Genomic DNA, 19,296 nt, shown 5'->3' on the forward strand with positions numbered 1-19,296 from the left:
ACCTTTCAAATCAGTAACCCATTGATTTAATTGGCGCACTACAAAAAGGATTACTTTTTTTGTAGGAAAATATAGAAATAATCGTGAATGGGTGTTGACATATATCTAAGGGTATGTCATAGTCATGGACTTCGCTGATTTTCCATAGATTTTCGATGGGACAGCCTTCTTTAAAAATTAGTCAACCGATAATTGTGGGTACTGAGTAAAGGCATCCAGTCCTTCGGGACAGATGTAAATAAACAGTACTCATAGACAGTAAAAAGATTTGGTTTTATTACCAAGTCAATCTCTTGAATGAGTGCGACGAACCGCAAGGTTCACAGGAATTAAACTGAAGAGTTTGATCCTGGCTCAGATTGAACGCTGGCGGCATGCCTTACACATGCAAGTCGAACGGCAGCACGGGTGCTTGCACCTGGTGGCGAGTGGCGAACGGGTGAGTAATACATCGGAACGTACCTTATCGTGGGGGATAACGCAGCGAAAGTTGCGCTAATACCGCATACGCCCTGAGGGGGAAAGCGGGGGACCGTAAGGCCTCGCGCGATTAGAGCGGCCGATGTCTGATTAGCTTGTTGGTGAGGTAAAAGCTCACCAAGGCGATGATCAGTAGCTGGTCTGAGAGGACGATCAGCCACACTGGGACTGAGACACGGCCCAGACTCCTACGGGAGGCAGCAGTGGGGAATTTTGGACAATGGGGGCAACCCTGATCCAGCAATGCCGCGTGAGTGAAGAAGGCCTTCGGGTTGTAAAGCTCTTTTGTCAGGGAAGAAACAGCAGCTCTAACATAGACTGCGAATGACGGTACCTGAAGAATAAGCACCGGCTAACTACGTGCCAGCAGCCGCGGTAATACGTAGGGTGCGAGCGTTAATCGGAATTACTGGGCGTAAAGCGTGCGCAGGCGGTTATACAAGACAGGCGTGAAATCCCCGGGCTTAACCTGGGAATGGCGTCTGTGACTGTATAGCTAGAGTGTGTCAGAGGGGGGTGGAATTCCACGTGTAGCAGTGAAATGCGTAGATATGTGGAGGAACACCAATGGCGAAGGCAGCCCCCTGGGATAACACTGACGCTCATGCACGAAAGCGTGGGGAGCAAACAGGATTAGATACCCTGGTAGTCCACGCCCTAAACGATGCTGACTAGTTGTTGGGAATTTACATTCTCAGTAACGTAGCTAACGCGTGAAGTCAGCCGCCTGGGGAGTACGGTCGCAAGATTAAAACTCAAAGGAATTGACGGGGACCCGCACAAGCGGTGGATGATGTGGATTAATTCGATGCAACGCGAAAAACCTTACCTACCCTTGACATGTCACTAACGAAGTAGAGATACATTAGGTGCCCGTAAGGGAAAGTGAACACAGGTGCTGCATGGCTGTCGTCAGCTCGTGTCGTGAGATGTTGGGTTAAGTCCCGCAACGAGCGCAACCCTTGTCTTTAGTTGCTACGAAAGAGCACTCTAAAGAGACTGCCGGTGACAAACCGGAGGAAGGTGGGGATGACGTCAAGTCCTCATGGCCCTTATGGGTAGGGCTTCACACGTCATACAATGGTGCGTACAGAGGGTTGCCAACCCGCGAGGGGGAGCTAATCTCTTAAAACGTATCGTAGTCCGGATCGTAGTCTGCAACTCGACTACGTGAAGCTGGAATCGCTAGTAATCGCGGATCAGCATGTCGCGGTGAATACGTTCCCGGGTCTTGTACACACCGCCCGTCACACCATGGGAGTGGGTTTTGCCAGAAGCAGTTAGCCTAACCGCAAGGGGGGCGATTGCCACGGCAGGGTTCATGACTGGGGTGAAGTCGTAACAAGGTAGCCGTATCGGAAGGTGCGGCTGGATCACCTCCTTTCTAGAGAATGATGCTGGAGCTTTAGTGCCCACACTTATCGGTTGACGAAAAACGCCACGGGTCTGTAGCTCAGCTGGTTAGAGCACCGTCTTGATAAGGCGGGGGTCGTAGGTTCAAGTCCTACCAGACCCACCATCAAGGGGCAATACAGACTGCGGTCGATGGGGGATTAGCTCAGCTGGGAGAGCACCTGCTTTGCAAGCAGGGGGTCGTCGGTTCGATCCCGTCATCCTCCACCATCATTAAATGTCAAAACAAAGCATTGAAGCAGTGTTTTGTTTTGCCATTTATGGCTGTTCTTTAACAATTTGAGTAAGCAATGCGTTTGATGCATCTTTGAGAGTGCATCAAACAACAAGTAGTATGGGTAGTGATTGAATCATCAGTAATACAAATGAGTTTTATCAAGTTTGGATTACGGCAAACATGTCAGAAGTAAAACCTGTAACAGGTACTAGTAATGGTGCTCGTTATAGGATCAAGTGAATAAGTGCATGTGATGGATGCCTTGGCGATTACAGGCGATGAAGGACGTTGTAGCCTGCGATAAGCTTCGGGGAGCTGGCAAACAAGCTTTGATCCGAAGATTTCCGAATGGGGAAACCCGCCGCTTTTGCGGCACCCACATCTGAATACATAGGGTGTGTGGAGCGAACCTCGTGAACTGAAACATCTAAGTAGCGAGAGGAAAAGACATCAACCGAGATTCCCAAAGTAGTGGCGAGCGAAATGGGATCAGCCTTCTAGTGATAGCACAACATTTAGCAGAACGGAATGGAAAGTCCGGCAATAAAGGGTGATAGCCCCGTATGCGAAAGGTGATGTGTGGTACTAGGCTAGAGACAAGTAGGGCGGGACACGTGAAATCCTGTCTGAACATGGGGGGACCATCCTCCAAGGCTAAATACTCGTAATCGACCGATAGTGAACAAGTACCGTGAGGGAAAGGCGAAAAGAACCCCGGGAGGGGAGTGAAATAGATCCTGAAATCGCATGCATACAAACAGTAGGAGCCTCGCAAGGGGTGACTGCGTACCTTTTGTATAATGGGTCAGCGACTTACATTCAGTAGCAAGCTTAACCGCATAGGGAAGGCGTAGCGAAAGCGAGTCCGAATAGGGCGCTAGTTGCTGGGTGTAGACCCGAAACCAGTTGATCTATCCATGGCCAGGTTGAAGGTGCGGTAACACGTACTGGAGGACCGAACCCACTAACGTTGAAAAGTTAGGGGATGAGCTGTGGATAGGGGTGAAAGGCTAAACAAAACTGGAAATAGCTGGTTCTCTCCGAAAACTATTTAGGTAGTGCCTCGTGTATCACCATAGGGGGTAGAGCACTGTAATGGTTGTGGGGTCCATTGCGGATTACCGCGCCATAGCAAACTCCGAATACCTATGAGTGGAAGCACGGGAGACAGACATCGGGTGCTAACGTCCGGTGTCAAGAGGGAAACAACCCAGATCGCCAGCTAAGGTCCCTAAAATTGGCTAAGTGGGAAACGAAGTGGGAAGGCTAAAACAGTCAGGAGGTTGGCTTAGAAGCAGCCATCCTTTAAAGAAAGCGTAATAGCTCACTGATCGAGTCGTCCTGCGCGGAAGATGTAACGGGGCTAAGCCAGTTACCGAAGCTGCGAATCACGTAAGTGATGGTAGGAGAGCGTTCTGTAAGCCTGTGAAGGTGCGTTGTAAAGCGTGCTGGAGGTATCAGAAGTGCGAATGCTGACATGAGTAGCGATAAAGGGGGTGAAAAGCCCCCTCGCCGTAAGCCCAAGGTTTCCTACGCAACGTTCATCGGCGTAGGGTGAGTCGGCCCCTAAGGCGAGGCAGAGATGCGTAGCTGATGGGAACAAGGTTAATATTCCTTGACCGTCGTTAGATGCGATGGGGGGACGGATCGCGGAGAGTTGTCCGGGTGTTGGATGTCCCGGTTCCTGCATTGGAGATGGCTATTAGGTAAATCCGGTAGCGTAAATCAAGGGTGTGGGACGAGTGAGCTTGCTCACGAAGCAATTGGAAGTGGTTCCAAGAAAAGCCTCTAAGCTTCAGTCTAACGAGACCGTACCGCAAACCGACACAGGTGGGCGAGATGAGTATTCTAAGGCGCTTGAGAGAACTCAGGAGAAGGAACTCGGCAAATTTGTACCGTAACTTCGGGATAAGGTACGCCCAAGTAGCTTAACTGTGAACAACAGAAGGGCAAAAGGGTTGCAATAAAAAGGTGGCTGCGACTGTTTAATAAAAACACAGCACTCTGCAAACACGAAAGTGGACGTATAGGGTGTGACGCCTGCCCGGTGCTGGAAGATTAAATGATGGGGTGCAAGCTCTTGATTGAAGTCCCAGTAAACGGCGGCCGTAACTATAACGGTCCTAAGGTAGCGAAATTCCTTGTCGGGTAAGTTCCGACCTGCACGAATGGCGTAACGATGGCCACACTGTCTCCTCCTGAGACTCAGCGAAGTTGAAATGTTTGTGATGATGCAATCTACCCGCGGCTAGACGGAAAGACCCCATGAACCTTTACTGTAGCTTTGCATTGGACTTTGAATCGGTCTGTGTAGGATAGGTGGGAGGCTTTGAAACCAGGATGCTAGTTCTGGTGGAGCCAACCTTGAAATACCACCCTGATTTATTTGAGGTTCTAACCTTGGCCCGTTATCCGGGTCGGGAACAGTGCATGGTGGGCAGTTTGACTGGGGCGGTCTCCTCCCAAAGTGTAACGGAGGAGTACGAAGGTACGCTTGGCACGGTCGGACATCGTGCCTAAAGTGCAATGGCAAAAGCGTGCTTAACTGCGAGACCGACAAGTCGAGCAGGTGCGAAAGCAGGTCATAGTGATCCGGTGGTTCTGTATGGAAGGGCCATCGCTCAACGGATAAAAGGTACTCTGGGGATAACAGGCTGATACCGCCCAAGAGTTCATATCGACGGCGGTGTTTGGCACCTCGATGTCGGCTCATCTCATCCTGGGGCTGTAGCCGGTCCCAAGGGTATGGCTGTTCGCCATTTAAAGAGGTACGTGAGCTGGGTTTAAAACGTCGTGAGACAGTTTGGTCCCTATCTGCCGTGGGCGTTGGAGATTTGACGGGGGCTGCTCCTAGTACGAGAGGACCGGAGTGGACGTACCGCTGGTGTACCTGTTGTTTCGCCAGAAGCATCGCAGGGTAGCTATGTACGGAAGAGATAACCGCTGAAAGCATCTAAGCGGGAAACTTGCCTGAAGATAAGATCTCCCGGAGGTTTAACCTCCATAAAGGGTCGTTGAAGACCACAACGTTGATAGGTCAGGTGTGGAAGCGCAGTAATGCGTTAAGCTAACTGATACTAATTGCCCGTTAGGCTTGATCCTATAACCAGCACCATTGTGCTGAAGTTTGCGTGATTCAAGTCACTATCACTAATACGTAACATTGCTTGCTCAAATTGGGTTGTTTTGTGTATCAAAGCAACCTACCCTCTACGCCCGGTGACCATAGCGAGTTGGAACCACCCCTTCCCATCCCGAACAGGACCGTGAAACGACTCAACGCCGATGATAGTGCGGATTACCCGTGTGAAAGTAGGTAATTGCCGGGCACCAATGTGTGACGCCCAGACCCCTACGGTCTGGGCGTTTTCACTTGTGAAAGAAGGACTTGCAGATTGACAGTAGTGGCCGAACAGGAGAAAATGTTTGGTTCTCGGAGAGATGCCCGAGCGGCTAAAGGGGGCAGACTGTAAATCTGTTGGCTTACGCCTACGTTGGTTCGAATCCAACTCTCTCCACCAGATGAATTTGTTGTATGAAAGTAAGAGCGGAATAAGTGAAATATGAGTGGATGTAATTAAGCAGTAATACTGCGGGTGTAGCTCAATGGTAGAGCTGAAGCCTTCCAAGCTTATGACGAGGGTTCGATTCCCTTCACCCGCTCCAGCTTTTGTTATGCATGAGCAGTATCGAAGCAGTGTGATGCAGTGACACTGCCCATGTGGCTCAGTGGTAGAGCACTCCCTTGGTAAGGGAGAGGTCGGCAGTTCGATCCTGCCCATGGGCACCAGTTTTTGTAGTGATGTTTTTTAGTGTGACTCAATTTGAATTAAGTAGATTACAAGGCACCCAAAATGGCAAAAGAAAAATTTGAACGGACTAAACCCCACGTTAACGTTGGCACCATTGGTCACGTCGACCATGGCAAAACGACTCTCACCGCAGCAATCACCACCGTGCTCTCCAAGCTCTTTGGTGGTGAAGCCAAAGCATACGATCAGATCGATGCAGCTCCCGAAGAGAAGGCGCGTGGTATTACGATTAATACAGCTCACGTTGAGTACGAGACCAAGAATCGTCACTACGCACACGTCGATTGCCCAGGCCATGCTGACTATGTGAAGAACATGATTACTGGTGCTGCGCAGATGGATGGCGCAATCCTGGTGGTCTCTGCAGCAGACGGCCCAATGCCCCAAACCCGCGAGCACATCCTCTTAGCGCGTCAAGTAGGCGTACCTTACATCATCGTGTTTATGAACAAATGCGATATGGTTGATGATGCCGAGCTTTTAGAACTCGTTGAGATGGAAGTGCGCGAGCTCCTCTCCAAGTATGACTTCCCAGGTGACGATACCCCGATCGTAAAAGGGTCTGCCAAGCTTGCCTTAGAAGGCGATAAGGGCGAACTCGGTGAAGGCGCGATTATCAAATTAGCCGAAGCCTTAGATAGCTATATCCCCAATCCAGAGCGTGCCATTGATGGCGCTTTCTTAATGCCAGTAGAAGACGTGTTCTCGATTTCCGGTCGTGGCACGGTTGTGACCGGTCGTATTGAGCGCGGTATTGTAAAAGTCGGTGAAGAGATTGAGATCGTAGGTATTAAGCCCACTCTCAAGACTACCTGTACCGGCGTGGAGATGTTCCGTAAACTCTTAGACCAAGGTCAAGCAGGCGATAACGTTGGTATCCTCTTGCGTGGTACAAAGCGCGAAGAGGTCGAGCGTGGTCAAGTATTAGCCAAGCCCGGTTCGATTACTCCGCACACCCACTTCACAGCGGAGGTGTATGTACTCTCTAAAGATGAGGGTGGTCGTCATACCCCATTCTTTAACAACTACCGTCCTCAGTTTTACTTCCGCACCACCGATGTCACGGGCTCCATTGAGTTGCCAAAAGACAAAGAGATGGTGATGCCAGGCGATAACGTCACAATTACCGTGAAGTTAATTGCACCGATTGCGATGGAAGAAGGCCTGCGCTTTGCGATCCGTGAAGGCGGTCGTACAGTAGGCGCCGGTGTCGTTGCGAAGATTTTGGCGTAAGAAAGAATTAGGGGCGTAGCTCAATTGGCAGAGCGTTGGTCTCCAAAACCAAAGGTTGGGGGTTCGATGCCCTCCGCCCCTGCCAGCATTTTTTTGTAAGCGAATTGGTACATGTCACAACAAACTATTGAGAACTCGGAACAAAAATCCAGCTGGGTAAGCTTGCTTGCCGTGGCTATTGTTATTGTTGCCCTGGTTCTTTATTACACTTTGATTGATCAGGGCTACTGGATCCGCTTAGGGGCTCTATTGGGCGGCATTATTTTGGCGGTGATTATTGTTGCACTATCCCCAGATGGTCGCCGATTTATTGCTTATAGCAAGGACTCTTGGGCTGAGGTTAAGAAGGTTGTATGGCCCACTCGTAAAGAGTCCACTCAAATGACCCTGGTGGTGTTTGGTTTTGTGGTCATCATGTCTCTCTTTTTATGGCTAGTCGACAAATTGGTCGAGTGGCTTGTGTTCTCGATCTTTTTAGGCTGGAAGTGAGTAATCATGGTTGATGCAGATATGGTTTCTAACCCTCAAGCTACTGGCAATATGCGCTGGTATGTAATCCATGCCTATTCTGGTATGGAGAAAAGCGTTAAAAAGGGGCTTGAAGAACGCATTGCTCGCTCTGGAATGACGGATAAATTTGGCCGAATTCTGGTGCCCTCCGAGGAGGTTGTTGAGATTAAATCTGGTCAAAAGGCTGTATCTGAGCGACGATTTTTCCCTGGCTATGTCCTCATAGAGATGGAAATGACCGATGAAACCTGGCATTTGGTTAAAAACACCCCCAAAGTAACTGGTTTTGTGGGCGGAGTACGTAATCGCCCATCTCCAATTTCGACGGCTGAGGTTAGTAAGATCATGGATCAAATGCAGGCTGGGGTAGATAAACCCAAGCCCAAGACCTTATTTGAGGTGGGTGAGATGGTTCGGGTCAAGGAAGGCCCCTTCACCGACTTCAATGGCAATGTTGAAGAAGTTAATTACGAGAAGTCAAAACTTCGCGTTTCTGTTACAATATTTGGTCGCGGTACACCAGTTGAGCTAGAGTTTGGCCAAGTGGAGAAGATGTAATTATCTGAAGTTACAGAGGAGCGGATCTAGAAAACGCCAATTCTAGTGAAGCGTTTACTCAACGGCGGTTAGCACTTAAGGCTAGCGCGCTTTTTTGGAGCAAGTATGGCAAAGAAAATTATTGGCTTTATCAAGCTGCAGATTCCTGCTGGTAAAGCAAATCCATCCCCACCCGTTGGACCTGCATTGGGTCAGCGTGGCCTTAACATTATGGAATTCTGTAAAGCGTTTAATGCTCAAACCCAGAGCATGGAGCCTGGTTTACCAATTCCCGTTGTAATTACAGCATTTGCGGACAAGAGCTTCACTTTTGTGATGAAGACCCCCCCGGCAACTATTTTGATTAAGAAGGCAGCCAAAATAGATAAAGGCTCACCACGCCCACATACCGATAAAGTTGGCAAAATTACTCGCGCCCAAGCCGAAGAGATTGCCAAGCTAAAAATGCCTGACCTCACAGCTGCCGATTTAGATGCTGCAGTAAGAACTGTTGCCGGTAGCGCCCGCTCGATGGGCATCACTGTGGAAGGAGTCTAAGCATGTCTAAGTTATCCAAACGCGTGAAAGCGATTCAGTCCAAAGTGGATCGGAACAAATTTTATCCTTTAGACGATGCACTAGTGCTTGTAAAGGAGTGCGCAACTGCAAAGTTTGATGAGTCAATTGATGTTGCAGTTCAGCTTGGTATTGATGCAAAGAAATCAGACCAAGTTGTGCGTGGTGCGGTTGTATTGCCTGCAGGAACCGGTAAGCACGTCCGTGTTGCAGTTTTTGCACAGGGCGAAAAGGCTGAGCAAGCAAAAGCTGCTGGTGCAGAAATTGTTGGCATGGAAGATTTGGCTGAGCAGATTAAAGGCGGCACAATTAATTTTGATATTTTGATTGCATCGCCTGACACAATGAAAATTGTAGGAACTCTGGGTCAAGTATTAGGACCACGGGGTTTGATGCCTAACCCTAAGGTTGGCACTGTAACTCCTGATGTAGTTACAGCGATTAAGAATGCAAAAGCTGGTCAGGTTCAGTTCCGCGTCGACAAAGCAGGAATTGTGCATGCATCAATTGGTCGTCGCTCATTCGAGCCAACAGCCTTGAAAACAAATCTATTGGCATTGCTCGATGCATTAAACAAAGCAAAGCCAAGTGCATCAAAAGGAATTTATTTAAAGAAGATCGCTGTCAGTAGCACTATGGGTACTGGTGTGCGTATCGATCAAGCTTCACTGCAAGCGGCGTAAGCCGGCAGTAAAAGAACTTTGGGTCGAGCGCCTTGGCGCTCGAACATCAAAGACCGTTGGTGAACAAAGTGCTGTTGGCGGAGTTCTTAATGATTACGAAAGTAATGACCAGCGCAGATGGCGACCCTGTAAGGATATTTCGGGCACACCCCGTGATAGACGAATCAGACGCTGGTGTGTAACCCCGATTGGAAACAATCGGATTATGAAGGAGTTAAACCGTGCCTTTGAATGTAGAAGACAAAAAAGCAATTGTGGCTGATGTCGGCGCTCAATTGGCTGCGGCTCAAACAGTTGTGCTTGCTGAGTATCGCGGTATTCCCGTGGGCCAGCTTACTGCTTTGCGTGCAAGCGCACGTTCGCAAGGTGTGTATCTTCGCGTTTTGAAGAACACGCTAGCGCGACGCGCAGCGCAAGGCACTCCGTTTGAGCAACTTGGTGACTCGATGGTTGGTCCATTGATTTACGGAATTTCTGCTGACCCCGTTGCTCCGGCAAAGGTGCTTCATCAGTTTTCTAAAGGACAAGATCAGCTGGTCATTAAGGCAGGCTTTTATAACGGCAAAGTACTTGATGTTAATGCGGTTAAGGCATTGGCAACTATTCCGTCACGCGATGAATTGCTCTCGATGTTATTGGGAGTAATGAAGGCGCCTGTGTCGGCAATGGCCCGTGTTCTTGGCGCAGTTGCAGAGCAAAAAGCAAGTGGTGCACCAGCAGTTGCTGCTGCACCAGCTGCTCCAGAGCCTGTTGCTGAGCCAGCCCCAGAAGCAAGTGCTACGCCCGAGCAAGACAACCCAACTCCTGCTGCGTAAGTGAGCACAGGATTAATTAATACAGTTTTAGGAGCTAAAAATGGCAATTACCAAAGATGAGATTATTAAAGCAGTAGGCAATATGTCCGTAATGGATTTGAATGACCTCGTGAAGGCATTCGAAGAGAAGTTCGGTGTATCCGCAGCAGCAATGGCTGTTGCTGGTCCTGCTGGCGGTGGCGGTGGCGCAGCTGCTGCAGAAGAAAAGACTGAGTTCACAGTGAACTTGCTCGAAGCCGGCGCTAACAAAGTTGGTGTAATTAAAGCAGTTCGCGAAATCACTGGTCTTGGTTTGAAAGAAGCTAAAGACTTAGTCGATGGCGCACCAAAACCAATCAAAGAGGCTGTAGATAAGAAGACTGCAGAAGAAGCCAAGAAAAAGCTTGAAGACGCAGGCGCTAAAGCTGAAATGAAGTAATTGAGATAAAGAGGGTCTTGGCCCTCTCTCGGTTTGATCCTCAGTGGTCAAACCAGATCTCATATTTACTTTGGTAGGTCTGAAATCTGGTTTGCCTTCTGATACGACTGCAGAAGACAAGTTTGGTCGGGCATAACAAGCAATTGTTTTGCTGTCCGCCAGAGGTTGGTAGAGGCCAACCGCCAAATCTTTGCTCAGTCGCTGCCATCGGAGATGAAATGAACTATAGCTTCACCGAACGCAAGCGCATCCGTAAGAGTTTTGCTAAGCGACCCAATAATCACCAGGTTCCATACCTGCTTACAACCCAGCTAGAGTCCTATGCTAAGTTTTTGCAGGCCGAAAAGCCCGTTACGGCCCGTGCAAATGAAGGACTGCAATCTGCTTTTACATCGATATTCCCGATCGTGTCCAACAATGGATATGCTCGCATGGAGTATGTCTCCTATCAGTTGTCGCCACCTCCATTTGACGTTAAAGAGTGTCAACAGCGCGGTCTGACCTTTCATTCTGCCTTGCGCGCCAAAGTTCGACTGATCATTAACGATCGCGAAGCGCCACAAAAGGTGAAAGAGGTTAAAGAACAAGAAGTGTATATGGGCGAGATTCCGCTCATGACCGATACCGGCTCATTTGTGATTAATGGTACAGAGCGTGTCATCGTGTCACAGCTGCATCGGTCACCCGGCGTATTTTTTGAGCACGACAAAGGCAAGACGCATAGTTCAGGCAAACTTTTGTTCTCGGCACGCATCATTCCTTACCGCGGCTCATGGCTTGATTTTGAGTTTGATCCTAAAGATATTTTGTATTTCCGAGTAGACCGTCGTCGTAAGATGCCGGTCACTATTTTGCTCAAAGCTATTGGTTTAAACAATGAGCAAATTTTGGCTAATTTCTTTAACTTCGATCATTTCACTTTGTCGCAGTCTGGCGCATCCATGGAGTTCGTGCCAGAGCGTTTACGAGGTGAGGTAGCGCGCTTTGACATCCTCGACAAGAATGGTGTTGTCGTTATTCAAAAAGATAAGCGCATTAATGCAAAGCATATTCGTGAGCTTGAAGCTGCAAAAACTAAGATCATCACCGTCCCAGACGATTCTTTAATTGGGCGCGTGATCGCTAAAAATATTGTTGATCCTGATTCAGGCGAGGTATTGGCTAGTGCTAACGACGAGATCACCGAAGATCTGTTGGCCAATCTGCGCGAGAGCGGTATTAAGCAATTTGAAACGATTTATACCAATGATTTAGATTGCGGAGCTTATATTTCACAAACCTTGCGCGTCGATGAGACCGCTGATCAAATGGCTGCCCGTATCGCCATTTATCGCATGATGCGTCCTGGCGAGCCACCTACTGAAGATGCTGTAGAGGCTTTGTTCCAACGTCTGTTTTATAGCGAAGATTCTTATGACCTGTCTCGCGTAGGGCGTATGAAGGTAAATAGCCGTTTGGGGCGCGCCGAAATGGAAGGCCTGATGGTTTTGTCTAATGAAGACATCATGGACACCATTAAGATTTTGGTAGACCTCCGAAATGGCAAAGGCGAGGTTGATGATATTGATCACCTTGGTAATCGACGCGTACGTTGCGTTGGTGAGTTGGCCGAGAACCAGTTCCGTGCCGGTTTATCCCGCGTAGAGCGCGCAGTCAAAGAGCGCTTGGGGCAGGCGGAAACCGAGAACTTGATGCCACACGATTTAATTAATAGCAAGCCGATTTCTTCTGCAATCCGCGAGTTCTTTGGATCATCGCAGTTATCTCAATTTATGGATCAAACAAATCCTTTATCTGAGATTACGCATAAGCGTCGTATTTCTGCATTGGGGCCAGGCGGTTTAACCCGTGAACGCGCAGGCTTTGAAGTGCGTGACGTACATCCTACCCATTACGGACGTGTTTGCCCCATTGAAACCCCCGAGGGACCTAACATTGGCTTGATTAACTCGCTTGCATTGTTTGCGCGCTTGAATGAGCATGGTTTCTTAGAAACACCATACCGCAAGGTGGTCAATGGCAAAGTAACAGATCAAGTGGAATATTTATCTGCAATTGAAGAGGCTAAATACACCATTGCTCAAGCAAACGCGACCATTGATAAGAATGGTAAGTTGGCCGATGAGCTGGTATCTTCGCGTCAAGCGGGCGAGACCATGATGGTTGGGCCAGAGCGCATTGATTACATTGACGTTGCGCCAAGCCAGATTGTTTCTGCAGCGGCATCCCTTGTACCTTTCCTAGAGCACGATGATGCAAATCGTGCTTTGATGGGCGCAAACATGCAACGCCAAGCAGTGCCTTGCTTGCGTCCGGATAAGCCTCTCGTAGGCACCGGCTTGGAGCGTATTGTTGCGGTCGATTCTGGTACGGTAGTAATGGCCACACGTGGCGGTGTTGTCGACTATGTAGATGCGAATCGTATTGTGATTCGTGTAAACGATGATGAAACCGCTGCTGGCGAAGTTGGTGTGGATATTTATAACCTCACCAAGTACACCCGTTCCAATCAGAACACCAATATTAATCAGCGCCCCATCGTTCAGGTGGGAGATCATGTTAAGCGCGGTGACGTTGTTGCAGACGGCGCATCAACTGATCTTGGAGAGTTGGCGCTTGGCCAAAATATGACTGTGGCCTTTATGCCGTGGAATGGTTATAACTTCGAAGACTCAATCTTAATTTCTGAGAAAGTGGTTGCCGACGATCGTTACACCTCGATTCATATTGAGGAGTTATCGGTTGTTGCGCGCGATACTAAATTGGGCTCGGAAGAGATTTCGCGCGATATCTCCAACTTGGCAGAATCCCAACTAGCCCGTCTAGACGAAAGCGGTATTGTGTATATCGGTGCTGAAGTTGAGGCAGGCGATGTATTGGTTGGTAAGGTAACACCTAAAGGTGAAACTACCTTAACCCCAGAAGAGAAATTATTGCGCGCCATCTTCGGTGAAAAGGCATCGGATGTTAAAGATACATCCCTGCGTGTTCCATCTGGAATGAGTGGTACGGTGATTGATGTTCAGGTCTTTACTCGTGAAGGCATTGAGCGCGATGCGCGTGCACAAGCAATTATTGCTGAAGAGTTACAGCGCTATCGTCTTGATCTTAATGATCAGTTGCGTATTGTTGAGGGAGATGCCTTTGATCGTTTACAAAAGCTCTTGATCAATAAAACCGCAAATGGTGGCCCAAAGAAATTAGCCAAAGGCAGCAAGATCTCCAAAGAATACCTCTTAGAGCTAGATCGTTATCATTGGTTTGATATTCGTCCTGCCGATGAGGATGTTGCAACTCAGGTAGAGGCGATCAAGACCTCGATCGAAGCAAAGCGTAAACAGTTTGATGCCGCTTTTGAAGAGAAGCGTAAGAAATTAACTCAGGGTGATGAGTTGCCACCAGGCGTCACTAAGATGGTGAAGGTATATTTGGCGGTGAAACGCCGTTTACAACCAGGCGACAAAATGGCAGGACGTCATGGCAATAAGGGCGTGGTGTCTAAAATCGTTCCGGTCGAAGATATGCCTTATATGGCTGATGGCCGCGCGGTCGACATTGTTCTCAACCCATTGGGCGTGCCATCACGCATGAACGTTGGCCAAATCTTGGAGACCCATTTAGGATGGGCCGCTCAAGGTATTGGTAAGCGTATTGAAGCGATGCTCAAAGAGCAAGCCAAAATTGCCGATTTAAGAAAGTTTTTGAAGACCCTTTATAACGAAACTGGCCGCCAAGAAAATATCGATGAGTTTGGTGATGATCAGGTTCTCGAGTTGGCCAGCAATCTAAAGGGCGGCTTGCCTTTTGCAACCCCAGTGTTTGATGGTGCAACAGAATCAGAAATTGGCAAAATGCTTGAGCTTGCCTACCCTGATGATCAGGCGAAGAGCTTGCATATGACCCCATCCCGTCAGCAGATCACTCTGCATGATGGTCGCACCGGCGATGCGTTTGAGCGTCCGGTAACGGTTGGGGTAATGCACGTTTTGAAGCTGCACCATTTGGTGGACGACAAGATGCATGCTCGATCTACAGGGCCTTATTCTTTGGTTACTCAGCAGCCATTGGGCGGAAAAGCGCAGTTTGGTGGTCAGCGCTTTGGCGAAATGGAAGTTTGGGCACTCGAGGCCTATGGCGCGTCGTATGTATTGCAAGAGATGCTGACCGTGAAGTCAGACGACGTTACTGGCCGAACCAAGGTTTACGAAAACATCGTCAAGGGCGAGCACACCATCGATGCTGGTATGCCCGAATCCTTCAACGTTCTGGTGAAAGAAATCCGATCGTTGGGTATTGACATTGATATGGAGCGCAACTGACATGAAAGCATTGCTCGATTTATTTAAGCAAAGCTCTGGAGAAGAGCAGTTTGATGTCATCAAAATTGGCTTGGCCTCTCCCGAGAAAATCCGTTCATGGTCTTTTGGTGAGGTTCGCAAGCCAGAGACTATTAACTATCGTACCTTTAAGCCAGAAAGAGACGGCCTCTTTTGTGCCAAGATTTTTGGACCCATTAAAGACTATGAGTGCTTGTGCGGTAAATATAAGCGCTTAAAGTTCCGCGGTGTTATTTGTGAGAAGTGTGGTGTTGAGGTTACTCTGGCTAAGGTGCGTCGTGAGCGCATGGGCCATATTGAGCTTGCAGCACCAGTTGCCCACATTTGGTTCTTAAAATCCTTGCCATCCCGCTTGGGTATGGTTTTGGATATGACCTTGCGTGATATTGAGCGCGTTCTTTATTTTGAAGCCTATGTTGTCGTAGATCCGGGCCTAACGCCTGAGGGTACCATGAAGCGCGGCCAGATTATGTCCGAAGACGAGTACAACGCCAAGATTGAAGAGTTTGGTGATGGTGCGTTTACTGCCATCATGGGCGCCGAAGGAGTTCGTGAACTTCTCCGTACTATCAATATTGATCGCGAAGTCGAGTCGATACGTTCTGAGCTCAAGGCAACTGGCAGTGATGCCAAAATCAAGAAATACGCTAAGCGTCTTAAAGTATTAGAGGCATTCCAAAGCTCGGGTATTAAGCCAGACTGGATGATCATGGAGGTATTGCCTGTATTGCCTCCTGAGCTGCGTCCATTGGTGCCATTGGATGGCGGACGTTTTGCGACATCTGATTTGAATGATCTTTATCGTCGTGTGATTAACCGTAATAATCGCTTGCGTCGTCTTTTGGAGCTGCGCGCCCCTGAAATTATTGTGCGCAATGAGAAGCGGATGTTACAAGAGGCGGTTGATTCATTGCTTGACAATGGTCGTCGTGGTAAGGCGATGACTGGTGCCAATAAGCGCCCATTGAAGTCCTTGGCTGAGATGATTAAAGGTAAGAGCGGTCGTTTCCGTCAAAACTTATTGGGTAAGCGTGTTGACTACTCGGGTCGTTCGGTCATCGTTGTTGGCCCTACCTTAAAATTACATCAATGCGGCTTGCCTAAACTGATGGCTTTAGAGTTGTTTAAGCCTTTCATCTTTAATAAGCTAGAGACCTTGGGTATCGCAACTACGATTAAGGCGGCTAAGAAAGAAGTCGAGAGCCAAACCCCGATCGTTTGGGACATCCTAGAAGAAGTTATTCGGGAGCATCCGATTCTATTAAATCGTGCCCCAACCTTGCACCGCTTAGGTATTCAGGCATTTGAGCCTATGTTGATTGAAGGTAAGGCAATTCAGTTGCATCCTTTGGTCTGCGCCGCTTTTAATGCTGACTTTGACGGCGACCAAATGGCGGTTCACGTTCCCTTGTCGCTCGAAGCGCAAATGGAAGCGCGCACCTTAATGCTGGCCTCGAACAACGTACTGTTCCCAGCAAACGGTGAGCCATCTATTGTTCCATCACAAGACGTTGTTCTGGGTCTGTACTATGCAACGCGCGACAAAATTAATGGCAAGGGTGAGGGCATGGTTTTTGCCGACATCCCTGAGGTAATTCGTGCATATGAAGCCGGTATGGTGGAGGTTGCTACCCGGATTGCAGTGCGTATTACAGAGTATGAAATCGTGAATAAGGCTGCAGAGGGCGATGAGCGTTTTGTGCCGAAGACTTCAGTTCAGCACACTTCTGTCGGCCGTGCAATTTTGTCTGAGATTTTGCCTAAAGGAATGGCTTTTGCGGAAATTAATAAGCCACTCAAGAAGAAAGAGATCTCGCGCTTAATTAATACTTCTTTCCGCAAATGCGGCTTACGTGAGACGGTGATTTTTGCAGACCGGTTATTACAGTCTGGCTTCCGTTTGGCAACCAAAGCAGGTATCTCCATTGCAATTGATGACATGTTGATCCCTAGCTCTAAAGACGGAATCATCAACGAAGCTGCAGGAAAGGTTAAGGAGTATGACAAGCAATTTATGTCAGGCCTCGTAACTAACCAAGAGCGCTATAACAACGTTGTTGATATTTGGGGTGCTGCTGGCGATCAAGTTGGTAAGGCCATGATGGATGAACTTTCACACGTTGATGTAACCGATCGTAATGGCAAGACTGTTCGTCAAGAGTCTTTCAATTCCATTTATATGATGGCCGATTCAGGCGCGCGTGGTTCTGCTGCACAGATCCGTCAGTTAGCTGGCATGCGTGGTTTGATGGCAAAGCCTGATGGCTCGATCATTGAGACCCCCATTACAGCAAACTTCCGAGAGGGCTTGAATGTATTGCAATACTTCATTTCAACCCACGGTGCACGAAAAGGTCTTGCTGATACAGCTTTGAAGACCGCTAACTCGGGTTATCTGACTCGTCGTTTATGCGATGTCACACAAGATCTAGTGGTCATTGAAGACGACTGCGGCGCAACTTCTGGTGTCACGATGAAGGCTTTAGTCGAGGGTGGAGAAATTATCGAAGCATTGCGCGATCGCATATTAGGTCGAGTTTGCATCGGTGACATCCTGCACCCAGATACACAAGATGTAATTATTCCGCACGACACTTTACTCGAAGAAGATCATGTAGATCAGATTGTAGACCTTGGTATTGATGAAGTGAAGGTTCGCACTGTACTAACTTGTGAGACGCGCTATGGTCTCTGTGCGAAGTGCTACGGACGTGATCTTGGTCGCGGCGGCTTGGTCAACGTGGGCGAGGCAGTTGGCGTCATTGCTGCTCAATCTATCGGTGAGCCAGGCACTCAGTTGACCATGCGCACTTTCCACATTGGCGGTGCAGCATCCCGTGCATTGGTGGCAAGTAATGTGGAAGTTAAATCAACAGGCGCATTAAAGTTCTCTTCGACTATGCGTATTGTTACCAATGCAAAGGGCGAACAAGTTGTGATCTCGCGCTCGGGTGAGGCTTTGGTCTTAGACGATAACGGCCGTGAGCGTGAGCGCCATAAGATACCCTACGGCGCAACCTTGACCGTTAAAGAAGGCGCTAATGTAAAAGCGGGTAATAGTATTGCGACCTGGGATCCATTGACACGCCCCATTATTTCGGAGTTTGCAGGAATTGCACGCTTTGAAAACGTTGAAGAGGGTGTGACTGTTGCCAAACAGGTTGATGAGGTTACTGGCTTGTCTACTTTAGTTGTGATCGATGGGAAACGTCGCTCGGCAGCTAGCAAGGGCTTGCGCCCAGTCATTCAGCTGTTAGATGCTCAAGGTAATCATATTAAGATTACTGGTACCGAGCACCCAGTTACCATTGGTCTTCAGGTCGGCGCTTTAATTACGGTTAAAGATGGTCAGAAGATTGAGGTAGGCGAGGTTTTGGCACGTATTCCGATTGAGTCGCAGAAGACCCGCGATATCACTGGTGGTTTGCCACGCGTAGCTGAACTCTTTGAAGCCCGATCACCAAAAGATGCCGCCATTTTGGCGAAGGTTACCGGAACGGTTTCATTTGGTAAAGAAACCAAGGGTAAGCAACGTTTAGTAATTACCGATATGGATGGTGAGAGTAGCGAGTTCTTGATTCCAAAAGAGAAGCAAGTGTTGGTTCACGATGGCCAGGTCGTCAATAAAGGTGAAATGATTGTTGAGGGCCCTGCTGATCCGCATGATATTTTGACTCTCAAGGGTATTGAAGAGTTAGCGATTTACATCGTGGATGAAGTTCAAGACGTTTATCGTCTTCAGGGCGTGAAGATCAACGACAAACATATTGAGGTCATCGTGCGTCAGATGCTTCGTCGTGTTCAGATCACCAACCCTGGCGATGCTAACTTTATTACAGGCGAGCAAGTTGAGCGTTCGAAGTTGTATGACGAGAACGATCGCGTGATTGCTGAAGGCAAGACTCCTGCTCAATTTGACAACGTGCTTCTAGGTATTACTAAGGCGTCCCTGTCAACGGATAGCTTTATCTCAGCAGCTTCTTTCCAAGAGACTACCCGAGTCCTGACCGAGGCCGCCATTATGGGCAAGGTTGATACTTTGAGAGGCCTCAAAGAGAACGTCATTATTGGTCGTTTGATTCCTGCCGGAACGGGCTTGGCCTATCGCCGTGCTAGAAAGGTGCGAGAGCAGTTTGAGCGTGATCGCGCCCAAATGATTGCCGCTGAGGAGGCATTGGCTTTAGAGGCTGGCGCCGTTGCAGAGCCGCAAGAAGCAGCTTCCGAAGGCGGTGCTGAGCAGGTTTAAGTGGGTGTCAGAAACTTGG

10 protein-coding genes, 6 tRNA genes and 3 rRNA genes are annotated in these 19,296 nt (G+C 48.6%); all 19 read left to right on the plus strand.

Going from position 1 to position 19,296, the window contains the following annotated elements:
- Positions 1-331 precede the first annotated feature (331 nt).
- The 19 genes from NKE59_RS00145 (at position 332) to rpoC (ending at position 19,277) form a co-directional block, all read left to right on the plus strand.
- A 16S ribosomal RNA gene (locus NKE59_RS00145) occupies positions 332-1,864 on the plus strand.
- A 58-nt stretch (positions 1,865-1,922) separates the two neighbouring features.
- A tRNA-Ile gene (locus tag NKE59_RS00150) sits at positions 1,923-1,999 on the plus strand.
- A gap of 28 nt (positions 2,000-2,027) precedes the next feature.
- Positions 2,028-2,103: transfer RNA gene (locus tag NKE59_RS00155), tRNA-Ala, on the plus strand.
- 237 nt (positions 2,104-2,340) lie between these two features.
- Positions 2,341-5,212, plus strand: a 23S ribosomal RNA gene (locus NKE59_RS00160).
- Between the two features lie 113 nt (positions 5,213-5,325).
- Positions 5,326-5,439 (plus strand): 5S ribosomal RNA (gene rrf / locus NKE59_RS00165).
- The 16S, 23S and 5S rRNA genes sit together here with 5 tRNA genes alongside, the layout of an rRNA operon.
- 106 nt (positions 5,440-5,545) lie before the next feature.
- Positions 5,546-5,631, plus strand: a tRNA-Tyr gene (locus NKE59_RS00170).
- 71 nt (positions 5,632-5,702) lie between these two features.
- Positions 5,703-5,776 (plus strand) — tRNA-Gly (locus tag NKE59_RS00175).
- Between the two features lie 49 nt (positions 5,777-5,825).
- A tRNA-Thr gene (locus NKE59_RS00180) sits at positions 5,826-5,900 on the plus strand.
- A gap of 64 nt (positions 5,901-5,964) precedes the next feature.
- The gene (gene tuf / locus NKE59_RS00185) at positions 5,965-7,155 is read left to right on the plus strand and encodes an elongation factor Tu (RefSeq protein ID WP_353438843.1); all 1,191 of its coding nucleotides are present in this window, start codon (positions 5,965-5,967) and stop codon (positions 7,153-7,155) included.
- A 9-nt stretch (positions 7,156-7,164) separates the two neighbouring features.
- Positions 7,165-7,240 (plus strand) — tRNA-Trp (locus NKE59_RS00190).
- 26 nt (positions 7,241-7,266) lie between these two features.
- Complete coding sequence (secE, locus tag NKE59_RS00195; protein WP_353438844.1) at positions 7,267-7,644, plus strand: preprotein translocase subunit SecE; 378 nt, start codon at positions 7,267-7,269, stop codon at positions 7,642-7,644.
- A gap of 6 nt (positions 7,645-7,650) precedes the next feature.
- Entirely contained in the window at positions 7,651-8,223 is a 573-nt protein-coding gene (gene nusG / locus NKE59_RS00200; protein WP_353438845.1) for a transcription termination/antitermination protein NusG, read from the plus strand.
- Positions 8,224-8,328: 105 nt separating this feature from the next.
- Positions 8,329-8,760, plus strand: a complete 432-nt coding sequence (gene rplK / locus NKE59_RS00205) for a 50S ribosomal protein L11 (protein WP_353438846.1) — start codon at positions 8,329-8,331, stop codon at positions 8,758-8,760.
- Between the two features lie 2 nt (positions 8,761-8,762).
- Entirely contained in the window at positions 8,763-9,461 is a 699-nt protein-coding gene (rplA, locus tag NKE59_RS00210) for a 50S ribosomal protein L1 (RefSeq protein ID WP_353438847.1), read from the plus strand.
- 59 nt (positions 9,462-9,520) lie between these two features.
- Positions 9,521-9,643: a hypothetical protein gene (locus tag NKE59_RS00215; RefSeq protein WP_353438848.1), complete on the plus strand. Its 123-nt coding sequence runs from the start codon at positions 9,521-9,523 to the stop codon at positions 9,641-9,643.
- 39 nt (positions 9,644-9,682) lie between these two features.
- Complete coding sequence (gene rplJ / locus NKE59_RS00220) at positions 9,683-10,276, plus strand: 50S ribosomal protein L10 (RefSeq protein ID WP_353438850.1); 594 nt, start codon at positions 9,683-9,685, stop codon at positions 10,274-10,276.
- A 40-nt stretch (positions 10,277-10,316) separates the two neighbouring features.
- A complete protein-coding gene (gene rplL / locus NKE59_RS00225; RefSeq protein ID WP_353438851.1) occupies positions 10,317-10,694 on the plus strand; it encodes a 50S ribosomal protein L7/L12 in 378 nt (125 codons plus the stop codon).
- 218 nt (positions 10,695-10,912) lie between these two features.
- Positions 10,913-15,013: a DNA-directed RNA polymerase subunit beta gene (gene rpoB, locus NKE59_RS00230; RefSeq protein ID WP_353438852.1), complete on the plus strand. Its 4,101-nt coding sequence runs from the start codon at positions 10,913-10,915 to the stop codon at positions 15,011-15,013.
- 1 nt (position 15,014) lies between these two features.
- Positions 15,015-19,277 (plus strand): DNA-directed RNA polymerase subunit beta', encoded by a 4,263-nt coding sequence (gene rpoC, locus NKE59_RS00235; protein WP_353438853.1) that lies wholly within the window; start codon positions 15,015-15,017, stop codon positions 19,275-19,277.
- Positions 19,278-19,296 lie beyond the last annotated feature (19 nt).

It is taken from the genome of Polynucleobacter sp. UK-FUSCHL-C3 (assembly GCF_040409815.1).
Classification (GTDB): domain Bacteria; phylum Pseudomonadota; class Gammaproteobacteria; order Burkholderiales; family Burkholderiaceae; genus Polynucleobacter.

What these genes read in the sequence shown, in the direction of transcription:
- tuf (WP_353438843.1), top strand. Translation starts at nt 5,965, where the DNA reads ATGGCAAAAGAAAAATTTGAACGGACTAAACCCCACGTTAACGTTGGC.
- secE (WP_353438844.1), top strand. Translation starts at nt 7,267, where the DNA reads ATGTCACAACAAACTATTGAGAACTCGGAACAAAAATCCAGCTGGGTA.
- nusG (WP_353438845.1), top strand. Translation starts at nt 7,651, where the DNA reads ATGGTTGATGCAGATATGGTTTCTAACCCTCAAGCTACTGGCAATATG.
- rplK (WP_353438846.1), top strand. Translation starts at nt 8,329, where the DNA reads ATGGCAAAGAAAATTATTGGCTTTATCAAGCTGCAGATTCCTGCTGGT.
- rplA (WP_353438847.1), top strand. Translation starts at nt 8,763, where the DNA reads ATGTCTAAGTTATCCAAACGCGTGAAAGCGATTCAGTCCAAAGTGGAT.
- rplL (WP_353438851.1), top strand. Translation starts at nt 10,317, where the DNA reads ATGGCAATTACCAAAGATGAGATTATTAAAGCAGTAGGCAATATGTCC.
- rpoB (WP_353438852.1), top strand. Translation starts at nt 10,913, where the DNA reads ATGAACTATAGCTTCACCGAACGCAAGCGCATCCGTAAGAGTTTTGCT.
- rpoC (WP_353438853.1), top strand. Translation starts at nt 15,015, where the DNA reads ATGAAAGCATTGCTCGATTTATTTAAGCAAAGCTCTGGAGAAGAGCAG.